This window comes from Amycolatopsis minnesotensis (assembly GCF_039529815.1).
In the GTDB taxonomy this organism is placed as follows: domain Bacteria; phylum Actinomycetota; class Actinomycetes; order Mycobacteriales; family Pseudonocardiaceae; genus Amycolatopsis; species Amycolatopsis minnesotensis.
Map to the genome: position 1 here is coordinate 141,537 of NZ_BAAANN010000021.1, position 20,497 is coordinate 162,033.

Annotated in this window: 19 protein-coding genes; 11 read left to right on the forward strand and 8 right to left on the reverse strand. The window is 71.1% G+C overall.

Annotated elements, in window-relative coordinates; all coding sequences use genetic code 11:
* Window positions 1-107 precede the first annotated feature (107 nt).
* The 3 genes from ABD256_RS25670 to ABD256_RS25680 are packed head-to-tail and all read left to right on the forward strand — an operon-like array spanning window position 108 to window position 2,723.
* The gene (locus ABD256_RS25670) at window positions 108-1,331 is read left to right on the forward strand and encodes a cytochrome P450 (protein ID WP_344423941.1); all 1,224 of its coding nucleotides are present in this window, start codon (window positions 108-110) and stop codon (window positions 1,329-1,331) included.
* A gap of 13 nt (window positions 1,332-1,344) precedes the next feature.
* The gene (locus ABD256_RS25675) at window positions 1,345-1,542 is read left to right on the forward strand and encodes a ferredoxin (RefSeq protein ID WP_344423944.1); all 198 of its coding nucleotides are present in this window, start codon (window positions 1,345-1,347) and stop codon (window positions 1,540-1,542) included.
* Window positions 1,539-2,723, forward strand: a complete 1,185-nt coding sequence (locus ABD256_RS25680; RefSeq protein WP_344423947.1) for an NAD(P)/FAD-dependent oxidoreductase — start codon at window positions 1,539-1,541, stop codon at window positions 2,721-2,723. The genes ABD256_RS25675 and ABD256_RS25680 overlap by 4 nt, the downstream gene beginning before the upstream one ends.
* A 4-nt stretch (window positions 2,724-2,727) precedes the next feature.
* Here the strand turns inward: ABD256_RS25680 and ABD256_RS25685 are convergent, their stop codons facing one another.
* Together ABD256_RS25685 and ABD256_RS25690 are read right to left on the reverse strand one after the other, a co-directional pair.
* Window positions 2,728-3,690, reverse strand: a complete 963-nt coding sequence (locus ABD256_RS25685) for an FkbM family methyltransferase (RefSeq protein ID WP_344423950.1) — start codon at window positions 3,688-3,690, stop codon at window positions 2,728-2,730.
* 57 nt (window positions 3,691-3,747) lie between these two features.
* Entirely contained in the window at window positions 3,748-4,029 is a 282-nt protein-coding gene (locus tag ABD256_RS25690) for a hypothetical protein (protein ID WP_344423953.1), read from the reverse strand.
* A 218-nt stretch (window positions 4,030-4,247) separates the two neighbouring features.
* Here ABD256_RS25690 and ABD256_RS25695 point away from each other — a divergent pair, with 218 nt between their 5' ends.
* Complete coding sequence (locus ABD256_RS25695; RefSeq protein WP_344423956.1) at window positions 4,248-4,907, forward strand: hypothetical protein; 660 nt, start codon at window positions 4,248-4,250, stop codon at window positions 4,905-4,907.
* A gap of 29 nt (window positions 4,908-4,936) precedes the next feature.
* Here ABD256_RS25695 and ABD256_RS25700 read toward each other — a convergent pair whose 3' ends face one another.
* Complete coding sequence (locus tag ABD256_RS25700; RefSeq protein WP_344423959.1) at window positions 4,937-6,157, reverse strand: riboflavin synthase; 1,221 nt, start codon at window positions 6,155-6,157, stop codon at window positions 4,937-4,939.
* 286 nt (window positions 6,158-6,443) lie between these two features.
* Between ABD256_RS25700 and ABD256_RS25705 the strand changes: the two genes are divergently transcribed.
* Window positions 6,444-7,535 (forward strand): LLM class flavin-dependent oxidoreductase, encoded by a 1,092-nt coding sequence (locus ABD256_RS25705; protein ID WP_344423962.1) that lies wholly within the window; start codon window positions 6,444-6,446, stop codon window positions 7,533-7,535.
* Between the two features lie 39 nt (window positions 7,536-7,574).
* Here ABD256_RS25705 and ABD256_RS25710 read toward each other — a convergent pair whose 3' ends face one another.
* The gene (locus ABD256_RS25710; protein ID WP_344423965.1) at window positions 7,575-8,309 is read right to left on the reverse strand and encodes a MerR family transcriptional regulator; all 735 of its coding nucleotides are present in this window, start codon (window positions 8,307-8,309) and stop codon (window positions 7,575-7,577) included.
* Window positions 8,310-8,453: 144 nt separating this feature from the next.
* Here ABD256_RS25710 and ABD256_RS25715 point away from each other — a divergent pair, with 144 nt between their 5' ends.
* On the forward strand, window positions 8,454-8,861 hold the full coding sequence (locus ABD256_RS25715; RefSeq protein ID WP_344423968.1) for a hypothetical protein: 408 nt from the start codon (window positions 8,454-8,456) through the stop codon (window positions 8,859-8,861).
* Here the strand turns inward: ABD256_RS25715 and ABD256_RS25720 are convergent.
* From ABD256_RS25720 to ABD256_RS25735, 4 genes are all read right to left on the reverse strand, one after another.
* Complete coding sequence (locus ABD256_RS25720; protein WP_344423971.1) at window positions 8,830-9,582, reverse strand: SDR family NAD(P)-dependent oxidoreductase; 753 nt, start codon at window positions 9,580-9,582, stop codon at window positions 8,830-8,832. The two genes, ABD256_RS25715 and ABD256_RS25720, sit on opposite strands and share 32 nt — an antisense overlap.
* A 91-nt stretch (window positions 9,583-9,673) precedes the next feature.
* Window positions 9,674-12,379: an ATP-binding protein gene (locus ABD256_RS25725; RefSeq protein WP_344423974.1), complete on the reverse strand. Its 2,706-nt coding sequence runs from the start codon at window positions 12,377-12,379 to the stop codon at window positions 9,674-9,676.
* Between the two features lie 50 nt (window positions 12,380-12,429).
* On the reverse strand, window positions 12,430-13,668 hold the full coding sequence (locus ABD256_RS25730; protein WP_344423977.1) for a cytochrome P450 family protein: 1,239 nt from the start codon (window positions 13,666-13,668) through the stop codon (window positions 12,430-12,432).
* A gap of 118 nt (window positions 13,669-13,786) precedes the next feature.
* A complete protein-coding gene (locus ABD256_RS25735) occupies window positions 13,787-14,443 on the reverse strand; it encodes a GntR family transcriptional regulator (RefSeq protein WP_344423980.1) in 657 nt (218 codons plus the stop codon).
* Window positions 14,444-14,513: 70 nt separating this feature from the next.
* Between ABD256_RS25735 and ABD256_RS25740 the strand changes: the two genes are divergently transcribed.
* The 5 genes from ABD256_RS25740 to purU all read left to right on the forward strand — a co-directional run bounded on the left by ABD256_RS25740 (window position 14,514) and on the right by purU (window position 20,336).
* Window positions 14,514-15,734: a sarcosine oxidase subunit beta family protein gene (locus ABD256_RS25740; protein WP_344423983.1), complete on the forward strand. Its 1,221-nt coding sequence runs from the start codon at window positions 14,514-14,516 to the stop codon at window positions 15,732-15,734.
* A 106-nt stretch (window positions 15,735-15,840) separates the two neighbouring features.
* Complete coding sequence (locus tag ABD256_RS25745; protein ID WP_344423986.1) at window positions 15,841-16,110, forward strand: sarcosine oxidase subunit delta; 270 nt, start codon at window positions 15,841-15,843, stop codon at window positions 16,108-16,110.
* Window positions 16,107-18,929 (forward strand): 2Fe-2S iron-sulfur cluster-binding protein, encoded by a 2,823-nt coding sequence (locus tag ABD256_RS25750; RefSeq protein ID WP_344423989.1) that lies wholly within the window; start codon window positions 16,107-16,109, stop codon window positions 18,927-18,929. The genes ABD256_RS25745 and ABD256_RS25750 overlap by 4 nt, the downstream gene beginning before the upstream one ends.
* Window positions 18,919-19,488 (forward strand): sarcosine oxidase subunit gamma, encoded by a 570-nt coding sequence (locus tag ABD256_RS25755; protein WP_344423992.1) that lies wholly within the window; start codon window positions 18,919-18,921, stop codon window positions 19,486-19,488. The genes ABD256_RS25750 and ABD256_RS25755 overlap by 11 nt, the downstream gene beginning before the upstream one ends.
* Window positions 19,485-20,336, forward strand: a complete 852-nt coding sequence (purU, locus tag ABD256_RS25760; protein ID WP_344423995.1) for a formyltetrahydrofolate deformylase — start codon at window positions 19,485-19,487, stop codon at window positions 20,334-20,336. Before ABD256_RS25755 ends, purU begins: the two co-directional genes overlap by 4 nt.
* The last annotated feature ends 161 nt before the right edge of the window (window positions 20,337-20,497 follow it).

Below are 20,497 nucleotides of genomic sequence, written 5' to 3' on the forward strand. Positions count from 1 at the left end.
GGGTGAGCTTGGCCTCGCCGGGACGACAAGCGTCAACAGACTTGCCTAACATATGTTCAGTAAGTATCCGAACAGTCGTTTGGTAACTCTCCGTAGAGGAGGCTCCGATGACGGAAACCCTGCCGGGCGTTCCCGCCTTCCCCATGACCCGCGGCCGCTGCCCGTTCGACCCGCCGCCAGAGCTGGCGAGGATCCAGCACGACGAACCCGTGACCAGGGTCGAGCTGTGGGACGGCAGCACGCCGTGGGTGGTGACCCGGTACGACGACGTGCGCGCGCTGCTGGCGGACCCCAGGTTCAGCGCGGACAGCGACCTGCCCGGCTACCCGCACGTGACCGAGGGCCGTGCCGCGCGCAGCGGCGTGACCAAGTCGTTCATCACCATGGACGGCGCTGCCCACGCCGCCCAGCGCAGGCTGCTGACCCCGGACTTCATGGTCAAGAAGATGGAGGCGCTGCGCCCGAAGATCCAGGGCATCGTCGACGGCCTCATCGACGAGATGCTGGCGGGGCCGAAACCGGCCGACTTGGTCCAGGCGTTCGCGCTCCCGCTGCCGTCGTTGGTGATCTGCGAGCTGCTCGGCGTGCCCTACGCCGATCGCGCGTTGTTCCACCGGATCAGCAAGACGCTCATCTCGCGCACCTCAACCGCCGCCGAATCCCTCGCTGCGACCAAGGAACTGCTCGACTACTTCGGCGAGCTGACCGAGCGGAAGCTGACCGAGCCGGGGGACGACGTGCTGAGCAAGCTCGCCGCCGAGCAACTCGCGACCGGGCGGATGACTCGGCACGAGATCGCGGGAATGGGGCAGGTCCTGCTCGTCGCCGGGCACGAGACCACCGCCAACATGATCGCGCTCGGTACCGTCGCGCTGCTCGAAAACCCGTCCCAGCTGGCCGAAATGCGCGCGGCAGGCGAACGCGGTGACGCGAAGCTGCTGGCGAACGCGGTCGAAGAGCTGTTGCGGTACTTGAACATCGCGCATTCCGGACGGCGCAGGGTCGCACTGGAAGACGTCGAGGTCGGCGGGCAGCTCATCCGCAGGGGCGAGGGGGTCATCGCCGCCAACGACATGGCGAACCGCGACGATTCAGCGTTCCCCGACGCGGACGTGCTCGACATCCACCGGAAGGCGCGCCACCACGTCGCGTTCGGCTACGGCGTGCACCAGTGCCTCGGCCAGCCGCTGGCGCGGGTCGAGCTGCAGGTCGCCTACGGCACGCTGTACCACCGGATCCCGACGCTCGCGCTCGCGAAACCGCTGGGGGAGCTGAGGTTCAAGGACGACATGGCCGTGTACGGGGTGCACGAGCTGCCGGTCACGTGGTGAAGGGAGGACGGCGATGAAGGTCATCGTGGATCAGGACAGGTGTGTCGGAGCGGGCCAGTGCGTGCTGGCCGCGCCGGAGGTGTTCGACCAGCGCGACTCCGACGGGATCGTGGTGCTGCTGACCGAGGACGTGCCGGCGGGGTCCGAAGAGGACGTCCGCGAGGCAGCGAGGATCTGCCCCGCGCTCGCGATCGAGCTGTCGGAGCCGTGAACGCCGGGATAGTGGTCGTCGGCGCCTCCGCGGCGGGTCTCACCGCCGCGGAGACGCTGCGCCACGAAGGCCACAGTGGACCGATCACGGTCGTCGGCGACGAACCGCACGCGCCGTACGACCGGCCGCCACTGTCCAAACAGGTGCTCCAGGGCACCTGGGAACCCGGCAAAACCGCCTTGCGACAGCCCGATGCGCTGAGCGGGCTCGGGATCGATTGGCTGCTCGGGACCTCCGCGACGGGGCTCGACGCCGGTACCAGGAAGCTGACCCTCTCCGACGGCCGCGTACTCGGCTGCGACGGTGTCGTGCTCGCCACCGGGGTGACCCCGCGCCGTCTGCGGGACGGGCACGAGCTGGCCGGTGTCCACGTCCTGCGCACCCTCGACGACGCGATGGCGTTGCGGGCGGCGCTGCTGGCCGCGACGTCCGTGGTGGTCGTCGGAGCCGGATTCCTCGGTGCCGAGGTCGCGGCCGTGGCGCGCGGGCTCGGCAGGGAGGTGACCGTGGTGGATCCGTTGGCCGCGCCCATGATCCGCCAGTTCGGCGCCGAGATCGGCGGGCTGCTGGCGGACCTGCACACCGGGCACGGGGTGCGGGTCCGCTGCGGGACCGGCGTCTCGGGGCTGACGGGTGCGCACGGGCGCGTCACCCACGTCGAGCTGGACGACGGCTCGCGGATCCCCGCCGACGTCGTGCTGGTGGCGATCGGGTCCGTCCCCGCGGTGGGCTGGCTCGACGGCAGCGGCCTCGCCCTCGGTGATGGGATCGAGTGCGACGAGTTCTGCGTGGCGGCCGACGGCGTGGTCGCGGCGGGCGATGTGGCCTCGTGGCGCGACCCGGAACTGGGCAGGGTGCGCGTCGAGCACCGGATGAACGCCACCGAACAGGGCAGGGCCGCGGCGAAGAGCCTGCTCGGCGACCGGACCCCGTACCGCCCGCTGGCGTACTTCTGGACCGACCAGTACGACGTCAAGGTCCAGGCCTACGGCGTCACCGGTGCGGAACTGGATTTCGCGGTCGTGGCGGGAGAACCGGCGGCGGGACGGTTCGCGGCGCTCTACGGCGCGGACGGCCGCGTCGTCGGCGCGGTGACCTGGAACCTGCCCCGCGAGGCGCGCACGCTGCGCCGCTTCGTGGCCGAACGGACGGCGTGGCGCACGGCGCTCAGCGCGGCCTGAGGTCCTAGAGCAGTCCGGCTTTTTCGGACGGCACCAGCACGACGTCGCGGCTGCCGAACCGGGGGAGCGGTGCTTCGCTGTCCAGGTCCCGTTTCTCCAGCAGGTGCAGCGACCGCTCGCCGATCGCGAACGCCAGGTATCCGAGGCCGTGCAGGTCCCGGATCACCTGGCGCAGCCGTGGGACGCGTTTGAGCACCTCGACGACGAGGACGGGACGGGCGGCCGTGATCGACGGCCACGCGGCGGTGAGCACCTCGGACTCCATGCCCTCGATGTCGAGCTTGACGAGATCGGCGTCCGCCAGCAGCGCCGAGGCGGACACCGTGGGCACCGTGACCGTGCGGGCGGCAGGGCGCCCGGCGATGCCCTCGGTGCCCGCGGCGAGGTAGGCGCCGGTGGGCGCGGCGTAGCGCTCCTGGTCCGGCAGTGCGAGTTCGGTGGTGCCGCCGGCGTCGTCGTCACCGACCGCGGCCGCGTTCACGACGGTCACGTGGGAAAGGCCGTTCAGCGCGAGGTTGTCCCGCAGGATCGCGGCCGACTCCGGGTTCGCTTCCACCGCGAGGTAGCGGGCGTTCGGCGCCGCGTGTGCGCCGATCACCGTGTAGAAGCCGATGTTGGCGCCGAGTTCGACCACGCGTTCCGCCTGCCCGCACAGGCGTCGCCACCACCGGGTTTCGCCCGGCTCGTATCCGGATTCGCCGTACCAGTAGAGCAGCCGGGTCAAGCGCGATTCGACGGCGACGAAGCGCAGTTCGGGATCGCCGGGGACGGTGATGTCGGCACGCGGCGCGAGTGAACGATGCCGCAGCACCGCCGCCGCGGGCGCCAGCGCGCGGCGTGACGGCCCGTCCGAGTCGGCGTAGCGCTGGCGGACTCGGTGCACCGCTTCCTGCGGGATCTGGTCGAGCGCGCGGGTGAGCGCCTGCCTGGCGGCCATCCGCAGCCTGGTGCCGGTGGACAGGGGCATCGAGGTCCGTTTCGCTGGTGTGGCCGGGTATCCGCGGAGAAGCCTAGCCAGTGCCGGTCAGGCGGCGAGCGCGGTACCGGCACGGAGCCGGGCCTGCTCGGCGAACCGTCTCCTGGCCGCGGTCACGGTGAGCCATCGCGCGCTGCGGCGGGTGTCGAGTTCTTCGGTGGCGTGCGCGAGCACCTCGGCGGCGTGCGCGGCCGAATCGATTTCGCGTGCCGCGGCGAGGTAGTCGCCGCGGTCGATCAGGGCGTAGGCGCGCCGCATCTCCGCCTGCGCGGTGGCGTAGATGGCGTACGCGGTCAGGTTGTGGGCCAGCGGGCCGAGCGGGTGCGACATGACCTTCTCCCTTCCTGCTACTGACACGTCGAACCTGGGAGCCCCGGATCGACATCGTGGTAAAAGGAGTTCGAAGCAGAGTCGCGAGATTCAAGTGCGGTAGCGCAATGTGATGGATTCACCCGATGGGTTCACGGCGCGGTCCGCAGGGCGTATCCTCCCCCGAGGTCCGGTGGTCTTCTCGCCGGCGAAGGCGGCAGACTCTACGGAGGTGGCGGATGGCGCGCCGGGCACGGCACGCGGCACCCGAAGAGGCAGCCCCCGGAGTGGTGACACCCGAAGAAGCCGTGCTCGAGACCCGTCCGCTGTTCCTCGGCGCCCTCGACGTGGCCACTGGCGCGGGGGGCGTCCCGGGGCAGGGGAGCGCGGCGGAGACCACTTCCGCGATGGATGCGCTCAGCGGCAGCTTGGGGAACGCGGACGGCGCCGGGGAATCGGCACCACCCGAACGGACCAACGGAAAGCGCGCGGCGGCCTTCGCGGCGGTCGGTGGCGCGGTCGCGCTCGGCTTGATCGGCACGCTCGTGGTGCTCCTGCCCACCGACGCCGCCGAGAAACCCGCGGCCGAGATCGGCCCCGCTGCCCCGGTCGTGCCGTCGAGCACGTCGTCGACTTCGCCTTCGACGTCGTACCCGACATGGACACCGCCGCCACCGCCACCACCACCACCGTCGGCGCCGGTTCAGCCGCCCCCGGAACCGGCGAAGCCGAAGCCGTCGACGCCCAAACCGCCGCCCAAGAAGCAGACGCCGGTCACCACGGCGAAGCCGCCGGCGCCGAAACCGGCGCCGCGCGACCCCGCCGAGGACTGGCAGAAGGCCATCGAGTCGGCGATCAACCAGTGGCAGGACTGGTACCAGCACCACTCGCGCCACTGAATCCACTGTGGACAGCGAATTTCCCGCTGTCACAACCACTCTCGAAGGTCGGCGAGATCGACGAGCGGCATGCCCCAGCGAACCGCGGCCACCTCGGCGTCGGCGGCGCCCGCCATCGTCCCGTCGTGGTTCATCAGTTCGCAGCACACGCCGACCGGAGGCAGCACCGCCGCGACGCACAGCGCGACGGTCGCTTCGGTATGCCCCTGGCGTTCGGCGAGCAGCCCGGCCCGCGCCCGCAGCGGTGAGATGTGGCCGGGGCGCAGGAAGTCACCGGGAACCGCGGCGGGGTCGGCCATCCGGCGCACGGTCGCCGCGCGTTCGGCCGCCGACACCCCGGTGCCCTCCGCGGACGCCAGGTCGACGGGGACGCAGAACGCGGTGCCGTGCCGGTCGCCGTCCCCGGGGATCGGGTCGATGCCGAGCCGGTCGAGCACCTCCGGCGCGCACGGAACCGCGGGCAGGCCGCACACCGCGGTGAGCAGGAACCGGAACGCGTCCGGTTTGAGCCTCGCGCCCGCGAACACCACGTCCGCCTCGCCTTCGGTCGCCGGGTCCCAGACGACGACCCCGCCGCCAGCCGCGAGCTGGCGCACCGCCTTGCCGACGCCCGCCCTGCCCGACACGTGCCCGGCCCAGTGCAGCCCGGTGACCACCGCTTCCACGTCGCGGCCCCCGGCGGCGCCCCGGCGCGCCACCAGCCTGGCGACGAGATCGGCTTCGAGGTTCACGCGATCACCCGGCGCGAGCGTGCCGAGCGCCGTCGCGGCGGCGGTCACGGGCAGCACCACGATCGAGAACCGGTCGCGCAGCACTTCGGCGACGGTGACGCTCACGCCGTCGACGGCGATCGGCGCCTTGCCGACGAGGTGGCCCAGTATCCGTTCCGGCGGCCGGATCCACACGCGGAGGCCGCTGCCTTCGGCGTCCACCCTGACCACCTTGCCGACGGCGTCCACGTAACCCTGGACGAGATGACCGTCGAGCACGTCACCGAGCCGGAGCGGGGTTTCGAGGTTGACGCGGACCCCGCCATCGACGGTGTCGAAAGTGGATCGCCGCCGCGTTTCGGCGGTGACGGTGGCGCGGAACGAGCGGTCATCGAGGTCCCGCACGGTGAGCCGCACGCCGTTGACGCACACCGACCCGCCTGGTTCCAGCGAGCCCGCGCTCTTCGGCGCGATGATCCGCACGGACTCGCCCGCGGCCTCTTCGACGACGCCCGTTTCCCTGATCCGACCGGTGAACATGCTTCTCCCAACCCAGCGGTGACGACGGCCCGAAACGGCCCGGGTCGTCCGGGCCTTCGGGCGGGGTCTGACCGCATGGTCCCGGAATCGCACCGGGTCGTTCCGCCACTGCGGCGGAACCGGCCGACTGTACGGCCGCACCGTGGAGATGCACCGACCGAATTCCTACCACACCCGGTTACTCGCCGGTAGTACCTGACCGCCGGGCCGGAATAGCCCGGCCCTCCGTGTAGTTGAACGCTCAAGTAAGCTGCATGGGCAGAACTGACCAGGGCGGGAGGCCGAGATGCAGTTCGGGATCTTCACGGTCGGGGACGTCACGCCCGACCCCACGACGGGTGCGACGCCGTCCGAGCACGAGCGCATCAAGGCGATGGTGACGATCGCGCGCAAGGCCGAGGAAGTCGGCCTCGACGTGTTCGCGAGCGGGGAGCACCACAACCCGCCGTTCGTGCCGTCGTCGCCGACGACGATGCTCGGATACGTCGCGGCCCGGACGGAGAAGCTCATCCTGTCCACCTCGACGACGCTGATCACCACGAACGACCCGGTGAAGATCGCCGAGGACTTCGCGATGCTCCAGCACCTCGCCGACGGCAGGGTGGACCTGATGATGGGCAGGGGCAACACGGCGCCGGTGTACCCGTGGTTCGGCCAGGACATCCGGCAGGGCATCCCGCTGGCGATCGAGAACTACCACCTGCTGCACCGGTTGTGGCGCGAGGACGTGGTCGACTGGGAAGGCCGCTTCCGCACGCCGCTGCAGGGGTTCACCTCGACCCCGCGTCCGCTCGACGGGGTGCCGCCGTTCGTCTGGCACGGTTCGATCCGCAGTCCCGAGATCGCCGAGCAGGCCGCCTACTACGGCGACGGGTTCTTCGCGAACCACATCTTCTGGCCGAAGGAGCACTTCATCGCGCTCGTGGACCTCTACCGCGAGCGGTTCGAGCACTACGGGCACGGCACGGCGGACCAGGCGATCGTCGGCCTCGGCGGGCAGGTGTTCCTGCGCCGCAACTCGCAGGACGCGCTGCGGGAGTTCCGGCCGTACTTCGACAACGCGCCGGTGTACGGGCACGGGCCCTCGTTGGAGTCGTTCACCGAGCAGACCCCGCTTTCGGTCGGCAGCCCGCAGGAGGTCGTCGACAAGACGCTGACCTTCCGCGAGCACTTCGGCGACTACCAGCGCCAGCTGTTCCTCGTCGACCACGCCGGCCTGCCGCTCAAGACCGTGCTGGAGCAGCTCGACCTGCTCGGCGAAGAGGTCGTTCCGGTGCTGCGCGAGGAACTCGACGCGAAACGCCCGGTGCACGTGCCCGATGGCCCGACGCACGCGTCGCTCAAGGCGGCGAAAACGGATGCCGTGACCTCGCGCTGATCCGGGAGCGGCGGGTATCGCGCCCGCCGCTCCCTGCGGTCAGGCCTGGTTCGCGCGCCGGACGTACTCGATCATCTCCGGCGACGGTCCGCCCGCCCGTGCGATCTCTTCCGCGTTTTCGGCGCGCATGCGGAAGTTCGCCTCGCGCAGGCCGCTGTCGCCGTTGTCGAACGCCGCCAACAGTTCCATCCAGCGCTTCGCGAGCGCGCGCACCTCCGGCGCCGCCGGCTCGGTCCCGGCGTCCATTTCGGACTGGACCCGCGGGATCAGCGCACCCCATTCGGCTCGCACGTTGTCGAAGTAGTCCGCGCCGAGCCGGTCACGCCGCTGTTCGAGCGCGGCGACCTGCTCCGGGGAGAAGTAGTCCTGGAAGGTTTCACTCATCTTCGACACCTCGTCGACCAGTTCCAGCAGATCCGAAGTCGTCGGGGGAGCACCGGTGCCCACCCTGGCCAGCAGCGCGGTGACCGAGCTGTGAAGCGCGCGCAACCCGGTCATCCGCGCCTCGATCCTGGCCAGGTGCCCGGCGAGGATGTCGCCGAGCGAATCCGGTTCGCCGTCGAGGATCGCGCCGATCTGCTCCAGGGGCAGGCCGAGGCCGCGCAGTGCGACGACCTGGTACAGCCGCCGGACGTCCGCGTCGCCGTAGAGCCGGTGCCCGGCCGACGTCCTCGACGATGGGCTGAGCAGCCCGATCGTGTCCCAGTGGTGCAGCGTCCGCACCGTCAGGCCCGCGGACTTCGCCAGCTCGCCGACCTTGAACCCCTCGTTCACCCGTGCCCCTCCGACCCTTCGGGCCGCCGCGGGTGCGACGGCGGAACCGAGGCTATGAACTGACGTCGCGTCAGGTGCAAGCCCTTTCGGCGAGCGTAACGCGCACGACTGTCACGAACCGGCGAGCTGTGCTGTCCCAAGGGGGTGACCACGAAAACGAACACCGCCGTGCTGGCGGGACTCAGCTTCCTGACCGCCACCCAAGCCGTGCTGGGCGGCTGGATCCTGTTCGCCCCGCGATCCTTCTTCGCACTGGCGTGGGTGCACATGCACCTGCCCTACAACGAACACCTCCTCCTCGACTTCGGCGCGATGAACCTCGCGCTCGCGGTACTGCTGGCCACCGCGGCGGTGTGCGGGGAACCCGGGCTGGTACGTGCCGCGTTGGTGACCTATCTGGTGTTTTCGGTTGCGCACGTACTCATCCACACCCGCTACCTCGACCACCTGCCGCCCGCGCAGTCGGCCTTGCTGATCACCCTGCTGACGCTCGCCGCGGTGATCCCGGCCGTGCTGCTGCTCATCGTGGCCCGAGGTACATGCCGCCGCTGACGTCGAGCACCTGGCCGGTGATCCAGCGCGCGTCATCGGAGGAGAGGAACGCGACCGCGTCCGCGATGTCGTCCGCCGCGCCGACCCGGCCGAGCGCCGTCATCGAGGCGATCTGTTCCGTGACACCGGGGGTGGCGAGCAGTGCTGAGTTGACTTCGGTGTCGGTGGCGCCCGGCAGCACCGTGTTGATGGTGATCCCGCGCGCTCCCACCGCATTGGCGAGCGTCATGCCCAGCACCTCGATCGCGGCCTTCGACATCGCGAACGAGGTCTGGTGCGGGGTCGCGATCCGCGTGCACGCCGAGGACAGGGTGATCACGCGGCCACCGTCGCGCAGCAGGGGCAGGGCCCGGCGGGTGACGAAGAAAGGCGCCTTCACGTTGATCGCGAAGAGCCGGTCGAACTGTGCCGGGGTGGTGTCCTCCATCGAGCCGTCGGGACCCGCGGCGGCGTTGTTCACCAGGATGTCGAGCGGCTTCCCGGCGAGGTGTTCTTCCAGTGCGCCGAAAAGCTCGTCGACCGCGCTGTCGGGGCCGAACTCGGCCCCGATCGCGAACGCGCCGCCGCCCGCCAGTTCGACGGTCTCCTTCGCCGCGGCCTCGTCGTGCCCGTAGTGCACCGCCACGCGGGCGCCGTCGGCGGCGAGCCGGACGGCGATCGCGCGCCCGATCCCGCGTGACGCCCCGGTCACCAGTGCGGTCCTGCCGGTCAGGTTCCCCATGCTGAAACTCCGTTCGCTGTCGGTACGGCCAGCATCGGCGAGCCCGGTCACGGGCCGCGCACGGATCACGCACGGAGCGACCGCGTGCTGCTTACCCCGCAGGATTGGCCTCGGTGAGCAGCGACAGCCCCGCTTTCGCTCGCGCGCGCGTGTCGTCCGAGCCGCCGAGCGCCAATTCGAACAGGTGGCGGGCGGCGAGGACGTCGCCGCGCAGGCGGGCGATTTCGCCGAGCCCGCACTGCGCCCGCGCGACGGTGTCCGAGCCGCCGCTCGTCCGCGCGAGTTCGACGGCGCGTTCGTAGTCGGCGTGCGCGGCGGCGAGATCGCCACCGGCGCAGATGACCCCGTAGGCGCGACGGCACAGCAGGTCCGCGGTGTCGCGCACGGCGCCGAGTTCGGCGAGCACGGCCAGTGCTTCGCCGGTCAGTTCGGCCGCTTCTTCGTGCGCGCCCCACCAGCGCGCGAGTTCGGCGAGCCGGTCCAGCGCGTTGGCGGCACCCCAGCGGTCGCCGATCGACCGGAAGCCGTCGAGCGCGCGCCGGAACGCCGTTTCCGCCGCGCGCGCCCGGCCGCGGAACAGCGCGCGGTGACCCGTGCCGAGCTCGCGGAGCGCGGACGGCCACGCGTCGTCGCCGAGCAGGCCGGACGGCACTTCGTCGCCGGGGTTCCCCGCCATCCGGAACAGGAACAGCGCCTGCGGCCGCCGGAGCCGCAGCCCCGGCTCGGTGAGGATCGACTCGGCGAGCCGGAACGCGGCGGGATCATCCGAATCGGCGTTCACCACGCAGAGGAGGTACTCCTCGGCGAGCCCCGGCAACGGTCCTTCACCGAGCAGCCGCGCGGTGAGGTGCCTGCCTTCGTCGCGCCTGCCGGAGAGCCACCAGTACCAGGAAAGCGCGCCGGCGAAACGGAAACCCGTCGCGATGTCGGCACCGGTCACGGCGTGCCGGAACGCCGCGTGCAGGTTGCCGTGTTCGGCCTTCAGCCGCGCCAGCCAGATGAGCTGGTCCGACGCGCGCAAGCGGGGGTCGGCCGTTTCGGCGAGTTCGAGGAAGTACCGTGCGTGCGCTTCGCGAAGCCGATCTCGTTCGCCCGCTTCGACGAGCCGTTCGGCGGCGAACGCGCGGATGGTCTCCAACATGCGGTAGCGCCCGTCGCGAAGCTCCACAAAGGACTTCATGACCAGCGAGGGCAGTACGTCGGCCGTCCCGCAGACTGCGGCCGCGGCGCCGAGGGTGGCGCCGTCGGTGAACACCGTCAGCCGCCGTGCGAGGCTCCGCTCCTCGTCGGTGAGCAACCGCCAGCTCCACTCGACGACCGCGTGCAGGGTCCGGTGGCGTGGGGTCGCCGTGCGATCGCCTTGGGACAGCAGCCGGAAGCGGTCGCCGATCCGGTCGGCGACCTCGTCGAGGGGCAGTGCGCGCAGCCGCGCGGCGGCCAGTTCGATCGCCAGCGGAAGGCCGTCGAGCAGGAGGCAGATCCGGGCGACCAATTCGATCGCGCGCTCGCCGGGGTCGAATCCCGGTCGCACGGCGGCGGCGCGGTCGACGAACAGGCGCACGGCGGGGCTCGCGAGCGCCTCGGCGCGCTCGGCACCGGGGGAGGGCACCGGGAGGGGAGGGAGGACGTGCAGCGATTCCCCGGTGATGCCGAGCGCTTCCCTGCTCGTGGTGAGCAGCCGCGCGCGCGGGCAGCGGGTCAGGATCAGTTTCGCCAGCCTCGCCGTCGCGTCGACGACGTGCTCGCAGTTGTCCAGCACGAGCAACGGGCCGCCGTCCGCGAGTGCCGAGACGAGTGCCGTCTCCGCCTCCGGCGCGCCCCTGCCCGGCAGCAGCCCGGAGTCCCTCGCCCCGACCGCGGCGAGCACCGCGTGCACCACCCCTGATTCGTCCACTGTGGACAAATCGGCGAAGCAGCTGTCCCGCTGGCGTGCGACTTCGACCGCCAGCCGGGTCTTCCCGCTGCCACCCGGTCCGGTCACGGTGACCAGCCGCGATTCGCCGAGCAGCTTGCCGACGCGTTGGACGTCGTCGTCCCGGCCGACGAAGCTCGTGAACGGCGCCGGTGGCGCGGTCGCCGACGGCGCCGCCCGCAGGATCGCGAGGTGCACGTCGGTGAGTTCTGGGGAGGGGTCGGTGCCGAGTTCGACGGCAAGGCGCCGCCGGATCCGGTCGAACACCGCGAGCGCGTCGGCCTGCCTGCCGGAGCCGTGCAGCGCGCGCATGAGCAGTGCGTGGGACCGCTCCCGCAGCGGATGGCCTTCGACGAGCGGGTCGAGCGCGTCGACGACACCGCGGGTTTCGCCCGCCATCAGACGGGCTTCCGCGAGATCCTCCATCGCGCCGAGCCGCAGGTCGGCGAACCGCGCGGCCGCATCGGCGGCGAACGGCGCGTCGAGGACGTCGGACAGCGCGTCGCCCCGCCAGAGGCCGAGCGCTTCGGCCAGCAGGCGAGCGGCGAGTGCCGGGTCGCTCGCGAGCGCGCGGTTCCCGTCGTTCGCGAGCCGGGTGAAGCGGTGTGCGTCGACGTCGTCCGGATCGGCCGCGATGCGGTATCCGGCGGGGTGGTACTCGACGAGCCCTGGCACGATCCGGCGCAGCCGCGACACCTGCGACTGCAGCGCGTTCGCCTGCCCCGGCTCGCGGTAGAGGCCGTCGAGGATCCGTTCGTGCCCGACGACGCGGCCCGCGTCGAGCAGGAGCAGGGCCAGCAGGGCGCGCAGGCCAGGCCCACCTGGCGGCACCGGCTCGCCCGTGGTGGACCGGATCTCCGTCGGGCCGAGGATGCCGAACCGCACGCCGCGAGTATCCGGCCACGGCCCGGGCCGGGCCGTCGTGGGTGCCGCCGCTAGCGCAACCGGACCGGCAGCGCGGTCAGCCGCCAGACGGTCGGGATGTCGGGCCGCTCCACGTCCTCCGGCGCCACGGCCAACCGGAGACCGGGGTAGCGGCGGGTGAGCGCCGCGAACGCGACTTCCCCTTCCTGGCGGGCCAGCGCGGCGCCGAGGCAGTAGTGGATGCCGTGCGAGAAGGCGACATGCGTTTCCCTCGGCCCGTCGCTCTCCCTGGTGATGTCGAGCTTGCCGGGTTCCGGGAACCGCCGCGGGTCGTGGTTGGCGCCCGCGGGCACGGCCATCACTGCCTCGCCCTTGCGGATCAGCTCGCCCGCCAGTTCGACGTCCTCGGTGGCGTAGCGCATCTTGGTGCCGAGGATCGGGCTGCAGTACCGGAGCAGTTCCTGGGTCGCCCGCGGCGCCAGCTCGGGGTTCTCCCGCAGCAGTGCGAACTGGTCAGGGTGCGTGAGCAGGGCGAAGGTGCCGTTCGCGATGAGGTTCGCCGTCGTTTCGTGCCCGGCCAGTACCAGCGCGAGGATGAACGTGATCAGTTCGTCCTCGCTGAGCTGGTCGTTGCCCTGGGCTTCGACGAGTGCCGAGGTGAGGTCGTCGGCGGGTTCGCCGCGGCGGCGTTCGATGAGGTCCTTGCAGTAGCCGACGATCTCACGCATGGCTTCACCGGCGCCCTCGCCCGTCGGGGACGCCATCGCGGAGGACCAGTCACGCCAGTGCGAGCGGTCCGCTTCCGGGATGCCGACCAGTTCGCAGATCACCGTGATCGGCAGCGGGTAGGCGAACTCGGCCAGGAGATCGGCCTCGCCGCCGTCCGCCGCGGCTTCCATCCGGTCCAGGAGCTGCTCGGTCAGTTCCGCCACCCGTGGCCGGAGGTCCGCGATCCGGCGCACGGTGAACGCGCGGGAGACCAGCCGCCGCAGGCGGGTGTGGTCCGCGCCGTCGGCGTCGAGGATGCTGGCCAGGAGGTAGCGGTCGTACTCCGGCGGGAAGTTGCGGGCGCGCAGGCTCTGCGTGGTGAGGTCCTCCACCTCGCCGCCCGGCACGTTGGCCACGTTGACCACGAACCGGGTGTCGCTGAGTACCGACTTGACGTCTTCGTAGCGGGTGACGAGCCGGACCGTGCCGACGCCGGGCAGTTCGGCGTCGACGAGCGGGCCGAGTTCGCGGATGCGCGAGAACTCCGCGAACGGGTCCGCGATCATCGACGGGCTCGCGAGGTCGACCGGTGCGCTGGACATGGGATCCCCTCCGTGGTGGTGCCCGGCTCGTGGCCGGATCTTCACACACTACAAACGATTCACACATTTGTGAATACGATGAACGAGCGATCTCCGCGATCCTGCTCGGGCACGGGGGTCAGAGCACCGCGCGGATGGCGGTTTCGAAGTCCTTGACGTGGCTCGCGGCGGTACGCCTCGCCGCGTCCTCGTCGCCGTCGAGCACGGCCTGGAGCAGGAAGCGGTGTTCGGCGATATGCCCGGCCATGGCCTTCAGCCGCGGCAGGAACACGCACCAGATCCGGGTGGCGAGGTTGTCGTAGCGGATCAGGGTGTCTTCGAGGAACGGGTTGCCGGTGCTGCGGTAGATCGCGCGGTGCACGTCGAGGTCGAGCCGCATGAGGGCGTCGGACGGCGTGCGTTCGACGTCGCCGCCGAGCTTTTCGAGCAGTGCGGCCAGCAGTTCGCGCTCGACGGCGGTCGCGCGCTCGGCTGCCATTGCCGCCGCCATCGGTTCGAGGGTGTGCCGCACTTCGAAGATGTGGCCGAGATCGGCGATGTTGACGTCGGTGGCGAACGTGCCCCGGCGGGGGAAGACCGCGACGAGGCGCTCGCTCTCCAGGCGTTTGAGCGCCTCGCGGACAGGTGTGCGGCCGACTTCGAGGCCGCGGGCGAGCGCGTCCTCGTTGAGGGGTTCGCCCGGTGCGATGTCGAGCATCACGAGCTGATCGCGGATCGCGAGGTAGGCGCGCTCGGCGAGCGAGCGGGGCGCCGGGGTCTTGACCGGGTCACTCATGGGACGTAGCGTAGCCCAACAACTGATATATCAGTCGTCTGCTAGCTGGTGACCAGATTGGGGCCCCGGTATGCGCTCACCTGATCTCCCCGACCACCCGGACCGGCTCTGGCGCGACCCGGAGCCGCGGCGGTCCTACGACGTGGTGATCGTCGGTGGGGGTGGTCACGGGCTGGCGACCGCCTACCACCTCGCGCGCCACCACGGCATCACGAACGTGGCGGTGCTGGAGAAGGGCTGGCTCGCCGGCGGGAACATGGCCCGCAACACCTGCATCATCCGCTCGAACTACCTTTGGGACGAGAGTTCGGGCATCTACGAGCACGCACTGAAGCTGTGGGAGGGTCTCGAAGAGGAGCTCGGGTACCCGATCCTGTTCAGCCAGCGCGGCGTGCTGAACCTCGCGCACAGCCTGCAGGACGTGCGCGACAGCGTCCGCCGGGTCAACGCGAACCGGCTCAACGGCATCGACGCCGAGTGGCTCGACCCGGCGCAGGTGGCCGAGGTCTGCCCGATCGTCAACACCTCGCCCGAGGTCAGGTACCCGGTGCTCGGCGCCACCTACCAGCCGAGGGCCGGTATCGCCAAGCACGACTACGTGGCGTGGGGGTACGCGCGCGCCGCGAGCGATCTCGGCGTCGACCTGATCCAGAACTGCGAGGTGACCGGCTTCGACGTCAGCGACGGGAAGGTCACCGGTGTGCGGACCTCCCGTGGCCGCATCGCCGCGGGACGCGTCGCCCTGTGCGCGGCAGGCCACACCTCCGCGCTCGCCGAGCGGGCCGGGTTCCGGTTGCCGCTGCAGTCGCACCCGTTGCAGGCGCTGGTGTCCGAGCTGCTCGAACCGGTGCACCCGACGGTGGTGATGTCGAACGCCGTGCACGTCTACGTTTCCCAGGCGCACAAGGGAGAACTGGTGATGGGGGCCGGTGTCGACGGGTACACCGGCTACGGCAGGCGCGGCGCGTTCCACATCATCGAACGCCAGATGTCGGCGGCGCTGGAGCTGTTCCCGATCTTCGCCCGCGCGCACCTGCTGCGCACCTGGGCCGGGATCGTCGACGTCAGCCCGGACGCGTCACCCATCATGGGACTGTCCCCTGTGGACGGTCTGTACCTCAACTGCGGCTGGGGAACCGGCGGGTTCAAGGCAACGCCGGGGGTCGGCAGCTGCTTCGCCCACACGATCGCCAACGACCGCCCCCACCCGTACAACGCTCCGTTCACCCTTGAACGGTTCACCACCGGTGCCCTCGTGGACGAACACGGCGCCGCCGCCGTGGCCCACTAGGAAGTGTTGTGAAAGCGGTCTGCGTGGCGGTGCGGGTGGCGGTGCAAGCCGACGGCCCACTGCAAGCGGCTCCGCCACTTACTGGAACAGAACCCGGGAGCTTCCCATGCAACTCGTTCCGTGCCCCTGGTGCGGCCCGCGCGAGGAAACCGAATTCCACTACGGCGGGCAGGCGCACGTCGCCTACCCCGACGACCCGGCCGCACTGTCCGATGAGGACTGGGCCGAGTTCGTGTTCTACCGGGACAACCCGGTCGGCCCGTTCGCGGAGCGCTGGGCGCACACCGCCGGCTGCCGCCGCTGGTTCAACGCGGTGCGCGACACCGTGACCTACGAGTTCCGTTCCGTCTACCGGATCGGGGAGGCGGCGTCATGAGGATCCCGGCCCGTGGCCTCGTCGACCGGAGCGCCGCACTGCGGTTCACCTTCGACGGCACCGACTACACCGGTCATCCCGGTGACACGCTCGCCTCCGCCCTGCTGGCCAACGGCGTGCACTGCGTGGCCACGAGCATCGCGCACGGCAGGCCCCGCGGCATCATGTCGGCGGGTGTCGAGGAGGCCAGCGCGCTGGTCGGCGTGCGGCGGCCGTACCAGGAGCCGATGCGCCAGGCGACCGCCGTCGAACTGTGCGACGGGCTCGTCGCGAACGGGCTCGCGGGCCGCGGCGCGCTGCCGCCCTCGCCCGATCTCGCGCGCTACGACGCCAAGCACGCGCACTGCGACCTGCTGGTGATCGGGGCGGGCCCGGCAGGCCTGCTCGCCGCGCAGGCAGCCACCCTCTCCGGCGCCCGCGTGATCCTGGTCGACGACCAGGCGGTGCCCGGTGGTTCCCTGCTCGGTTCGCCGGAGAGCGTGGACGGGCGCACCGGCGCGGACTGGGCACGATCCGTTGTGGACGATCTGGCCGGGCCGGGCACGACGGTGCTCACCAGGACGACCGCGTTCGGGTGCTACGACGACGGGTTCACGCTCGCGGTGCAGCGCAGGACCGATCACCTCACCGACCCGCCGCCGTCGGTGGCGCGGCACCGGGTCTGGCGGATCAGGGCCAGCACCACGATCGTCGCCACCGGCGCCCACGAACGGCCGCTCGTGTTCACCGGGAACGACCGGCCGGGCGTGCTGCTGGCCGGTGCCGCGCGCACCTACCTGCACCGGTACGGCGTCCGCGCGGGCGATCGCGCGGTGGTGTTCACCATCGACGACAGCGCATACGCGGCGGCGCTGGAACTCGCCGACGCGGGCATGCGGATATCGGTCATTGTGGACGGTCGTCCGGCCGTGCCCCGATCGCTCGCACTCGCCTGCGCGGCAAGGGGAATCGACGTACGGGCGGAGCACGTCGTCACCGAGACCCTCGGTGCGGACCGGGTCACCGGTGTCCGGATCGCGCCCGGTGCCGGTGGCGGCGCGACCGAGCAGGACTGCGACCTCGTACTGGTCTCCGGCGGCTGGACGCCGGTGGTGAACCTGTTCAGCCAGGCCCGCGGCCCGCTCGCGTACTCCGACGAGCTGGGCGCGTTCGTGCCGGGCGGGACGGTGCCGGGCATGCGGGTGGCCGGCTCGGCCGCCGGGGTGCTGGAAACGGGGGAGTGCCTGCTCGCCGGCCGTGACGCGGCCGTCGATCTCGGGTTCTGCTCGGCGGCCGACGCCGCGTTGCCCGATTCGGCACCGATCCGCCGCGAACTGCCGACGGGCGAGCTGTGGTCCGTCCCCGCTGCCGATCCCGCCGGGCCGGACACCCGGTACGTCGACCTGCAGCGCGACGCCACCGTGTCCGACATCCTGCGCGCGACCGGCGCCGGCCTGCGGTCGGTCGAGCACGTCAAGCGGTACACCACCATCGGCACCGCGCACGACCAGGGCCGCACCTCGGGTGTGCCCGCGTCGGGGGTGATCGCGGAGGCGCTCGGCGGCCACCTCGCGGACACCGGGACCACCACGTTCCGGCCCCCGTACGTGCCGGTGTCCTTCGCCGCGCTCGCCGGGCGCGACCGAGGGGAACTGCACGACCCGGTCCGGGTGACCGCGCTGCACTCGTGGCACGTCGCGGCGGGTGCGGAGTTCGAGGACGTCGGCCAGTGGAAGCGGCCGTGGTACTACCCGGCCGACGGCGAGGACATGGCCGCCGCGGTGCGCCGCGAATGCGTGGCGGCGCGTACCGGCGTCGCGCTCATGGACGGCTCCACGCTGGGCAAGATCGACGTCGTCGGTCCCGACGCGGCCGCGTTCCTCAACCTCGTCTACACCAACATGATGGCCACGCTCAAGGTCGGGTTCGTGCGCTACGGCGTGATGTGCGGGATCGACGGCATGGTGCTCGACGACGGGACGGTCGCGAGGATCGCCGAGGACCGGTTCCTGATCACCACGACCACCGGTAACGCGGCGATGGTGCTCGAATGGCTCGAAGAGTGGTTGCAGACCGAGTGGCCGCACCTGCGGGTGACGCTGACCTCGGTCACCGAGCAGTGGGTCACGATCCCGTTGGCAGGGCCGAAGTCGCGTGACGTGCTCGGTGCCGTCGCACCCGGTCTCGACGTGTCGAACGAAGCCTTCGGGTTCATGACCTGGCGTGACACCACGATCGCCGGTGTGGCCGCGCGGGTGTGCCGGATCAGCTTCTCCGGTGAACTGGCCTACGAGGTGAACGTGTGCGCGTGGGACGGCCCGGTGGTGTGGGAGGCGCTGCTCGCCGCGGGTGAACCGTACGGGATCACCCCGTACGGCACGGAAACCATGCACGTCCTTCGCGCGGAGAAGGGGTACCCGATCATCGGGCAGGACACCGACGGCACCGTTACCCCGCACGATCTCGGCATGGCGTGGGCGGTGTCGAAGAAGAAGCCCGACTTCATCGGCAAGCGATCGTTCTCCCGCGCGGAAAACGTTCGTCCCGACCGGAAACAGCTCGTGGGGCTGTTGCCCTCGGATCCGTCCGCCGAGCTGCCGGAGGGCGCGCACCTCGTCGCCGTCGAACAGCTTCCAGAACCGCCGGTGCCGATGCTCGGCCACATCACGTCGAGCTACCACAGCGCCGCGCTCGGGACGACGTTCGCGCTGGCGCTCGTCCGCGGCGGCCGTGACCGCGTCGGCGAGACGCTCCGGGTGCCCGTCGGCGATCGCCTGGTCGCGGTGACGGTGACCGAACCCGTGCTGTACGACAAGGAAGGAGCCCGCCGTGACGGTTAGCACGCTGGTGCGGCACAGCCCGCTGGAGGACTGGGCGCCGCGGTTCGCCGCGCTGGAGCCCGCGGTGGTGCTGGCGGAGCGGCCGTTCCTGGCCCAGCTCACGCTCCGCGTCGCCCCCGGACAGCACTCGGCGGTCTCGACCGCGCTCGGGTGCCCGTTACCGGAGCGCCCGTGCACCGCGACCGCGGGCGCTGGTCTCGACGTGCTGTGGCTCGGCCCGGACGAGTACCTGGTGCTCGGCGCACCGGGAACCGAATCGGCCCTGTTGTCGCTTGTGGACGGTCTGTGCCGGTCCGCCGTGGACACTTCCGCGCAGCGGACCACGGTGGACCTGTCCGGCCCGCACGCCCGCGACGTGCTGGCGCACGGGTGCGCCGTCGACCTGCATCCGCTCAGCTCACCGCCGGGCACCTGCGTCCAAACGCTGCTGGCGAGGGCGGGCGTGGTGCTCGTGGCACGCGGTGGTGACGCCTTCACGGTGCTGGTGCGATCGTCCTTCGCGGGCTACCTCGCGGCGTGGCTGGTCGATGCCGCCACCGAATACGTGGGGGAGTCGTGAGCGATCCGTTCGTGCTCACCCTGGCCTGCCCGGAGCGCCCCGGCATCGTGCACTCGGTCAGCTCGGTGCTGGTGGAGCTGGGCTGCGACATCACCGAGCACCAGCAGTTCGACGACCCCCTGTCCGGCAGGGTCTTCCTGCGCACGAGCTTCCAGCCGCTCGCGCCGCTCACCGAGGAAGGGTTCGCCGAGCACTTCGGCGCGACGGCGCGGGCGTTCGGGATGAGCTGGCGCCTGCACGACATGTCGGTGCGGCCGAGGCTGCTGGTGATGGTGTCCAAGTTCGACCACTGCCTGTCGGACCTGTTGTACCGCTGGCGAAGCGGCAGCCTCGGGGCCGACATCGCGCTCGTGGTGTCCAATCACGACACGCTCCGGCCGATGGCGGACGCCGCGGGTGTCCGGTTCGAACACGTGCCGGTCACCAAGGACACCAAGCCCGCCGCCGAAGCCCGCCTGCTCGACCTCGTGGACGAACACCGGATCGATCTCGTCGTGCTCGCGAGGTACATGCAGGTGCTCTCGGACGGCCTGTGCAAGCGGCTCGAAGGCAGGGCGATCAACATCCACCACTCGTTCCTGCCGAGTTTCGCCGGTGCTCGCCCGTACCACCAGGCCTACGAACGCGGGGTGAAACTCGTCGGCGCCACCGCGCACTACGTGACACCCGATCTCGACGAGGGGCCGATCATCGAACAGGAGGTGATCCGCGTCGACCACCGGCGCTCGCCGGAGGACCTGGTGGCCGTCGGCAGGGACGCCGAACGGCTCGCGCTCGCCCGCGCGGTCACCTGGCACTGCCAGAACCGCGTGCTGCTCAACGGGAACCGCACGGTCATCTTCAACTGACCGCGTGCCCCGAAAGGGGATCCGCATAGACGTGAATGCCGCGGACGTGGCCTTCTTGGGCGTGCTCTGGCCCAGGGTGCATGTCCTGGAGGCGCCCCTCACGGCATTCAACGCCACGAAGGTCGCCTCCAGGGCATGAGCGCCGTCATGCCGCATGCCCG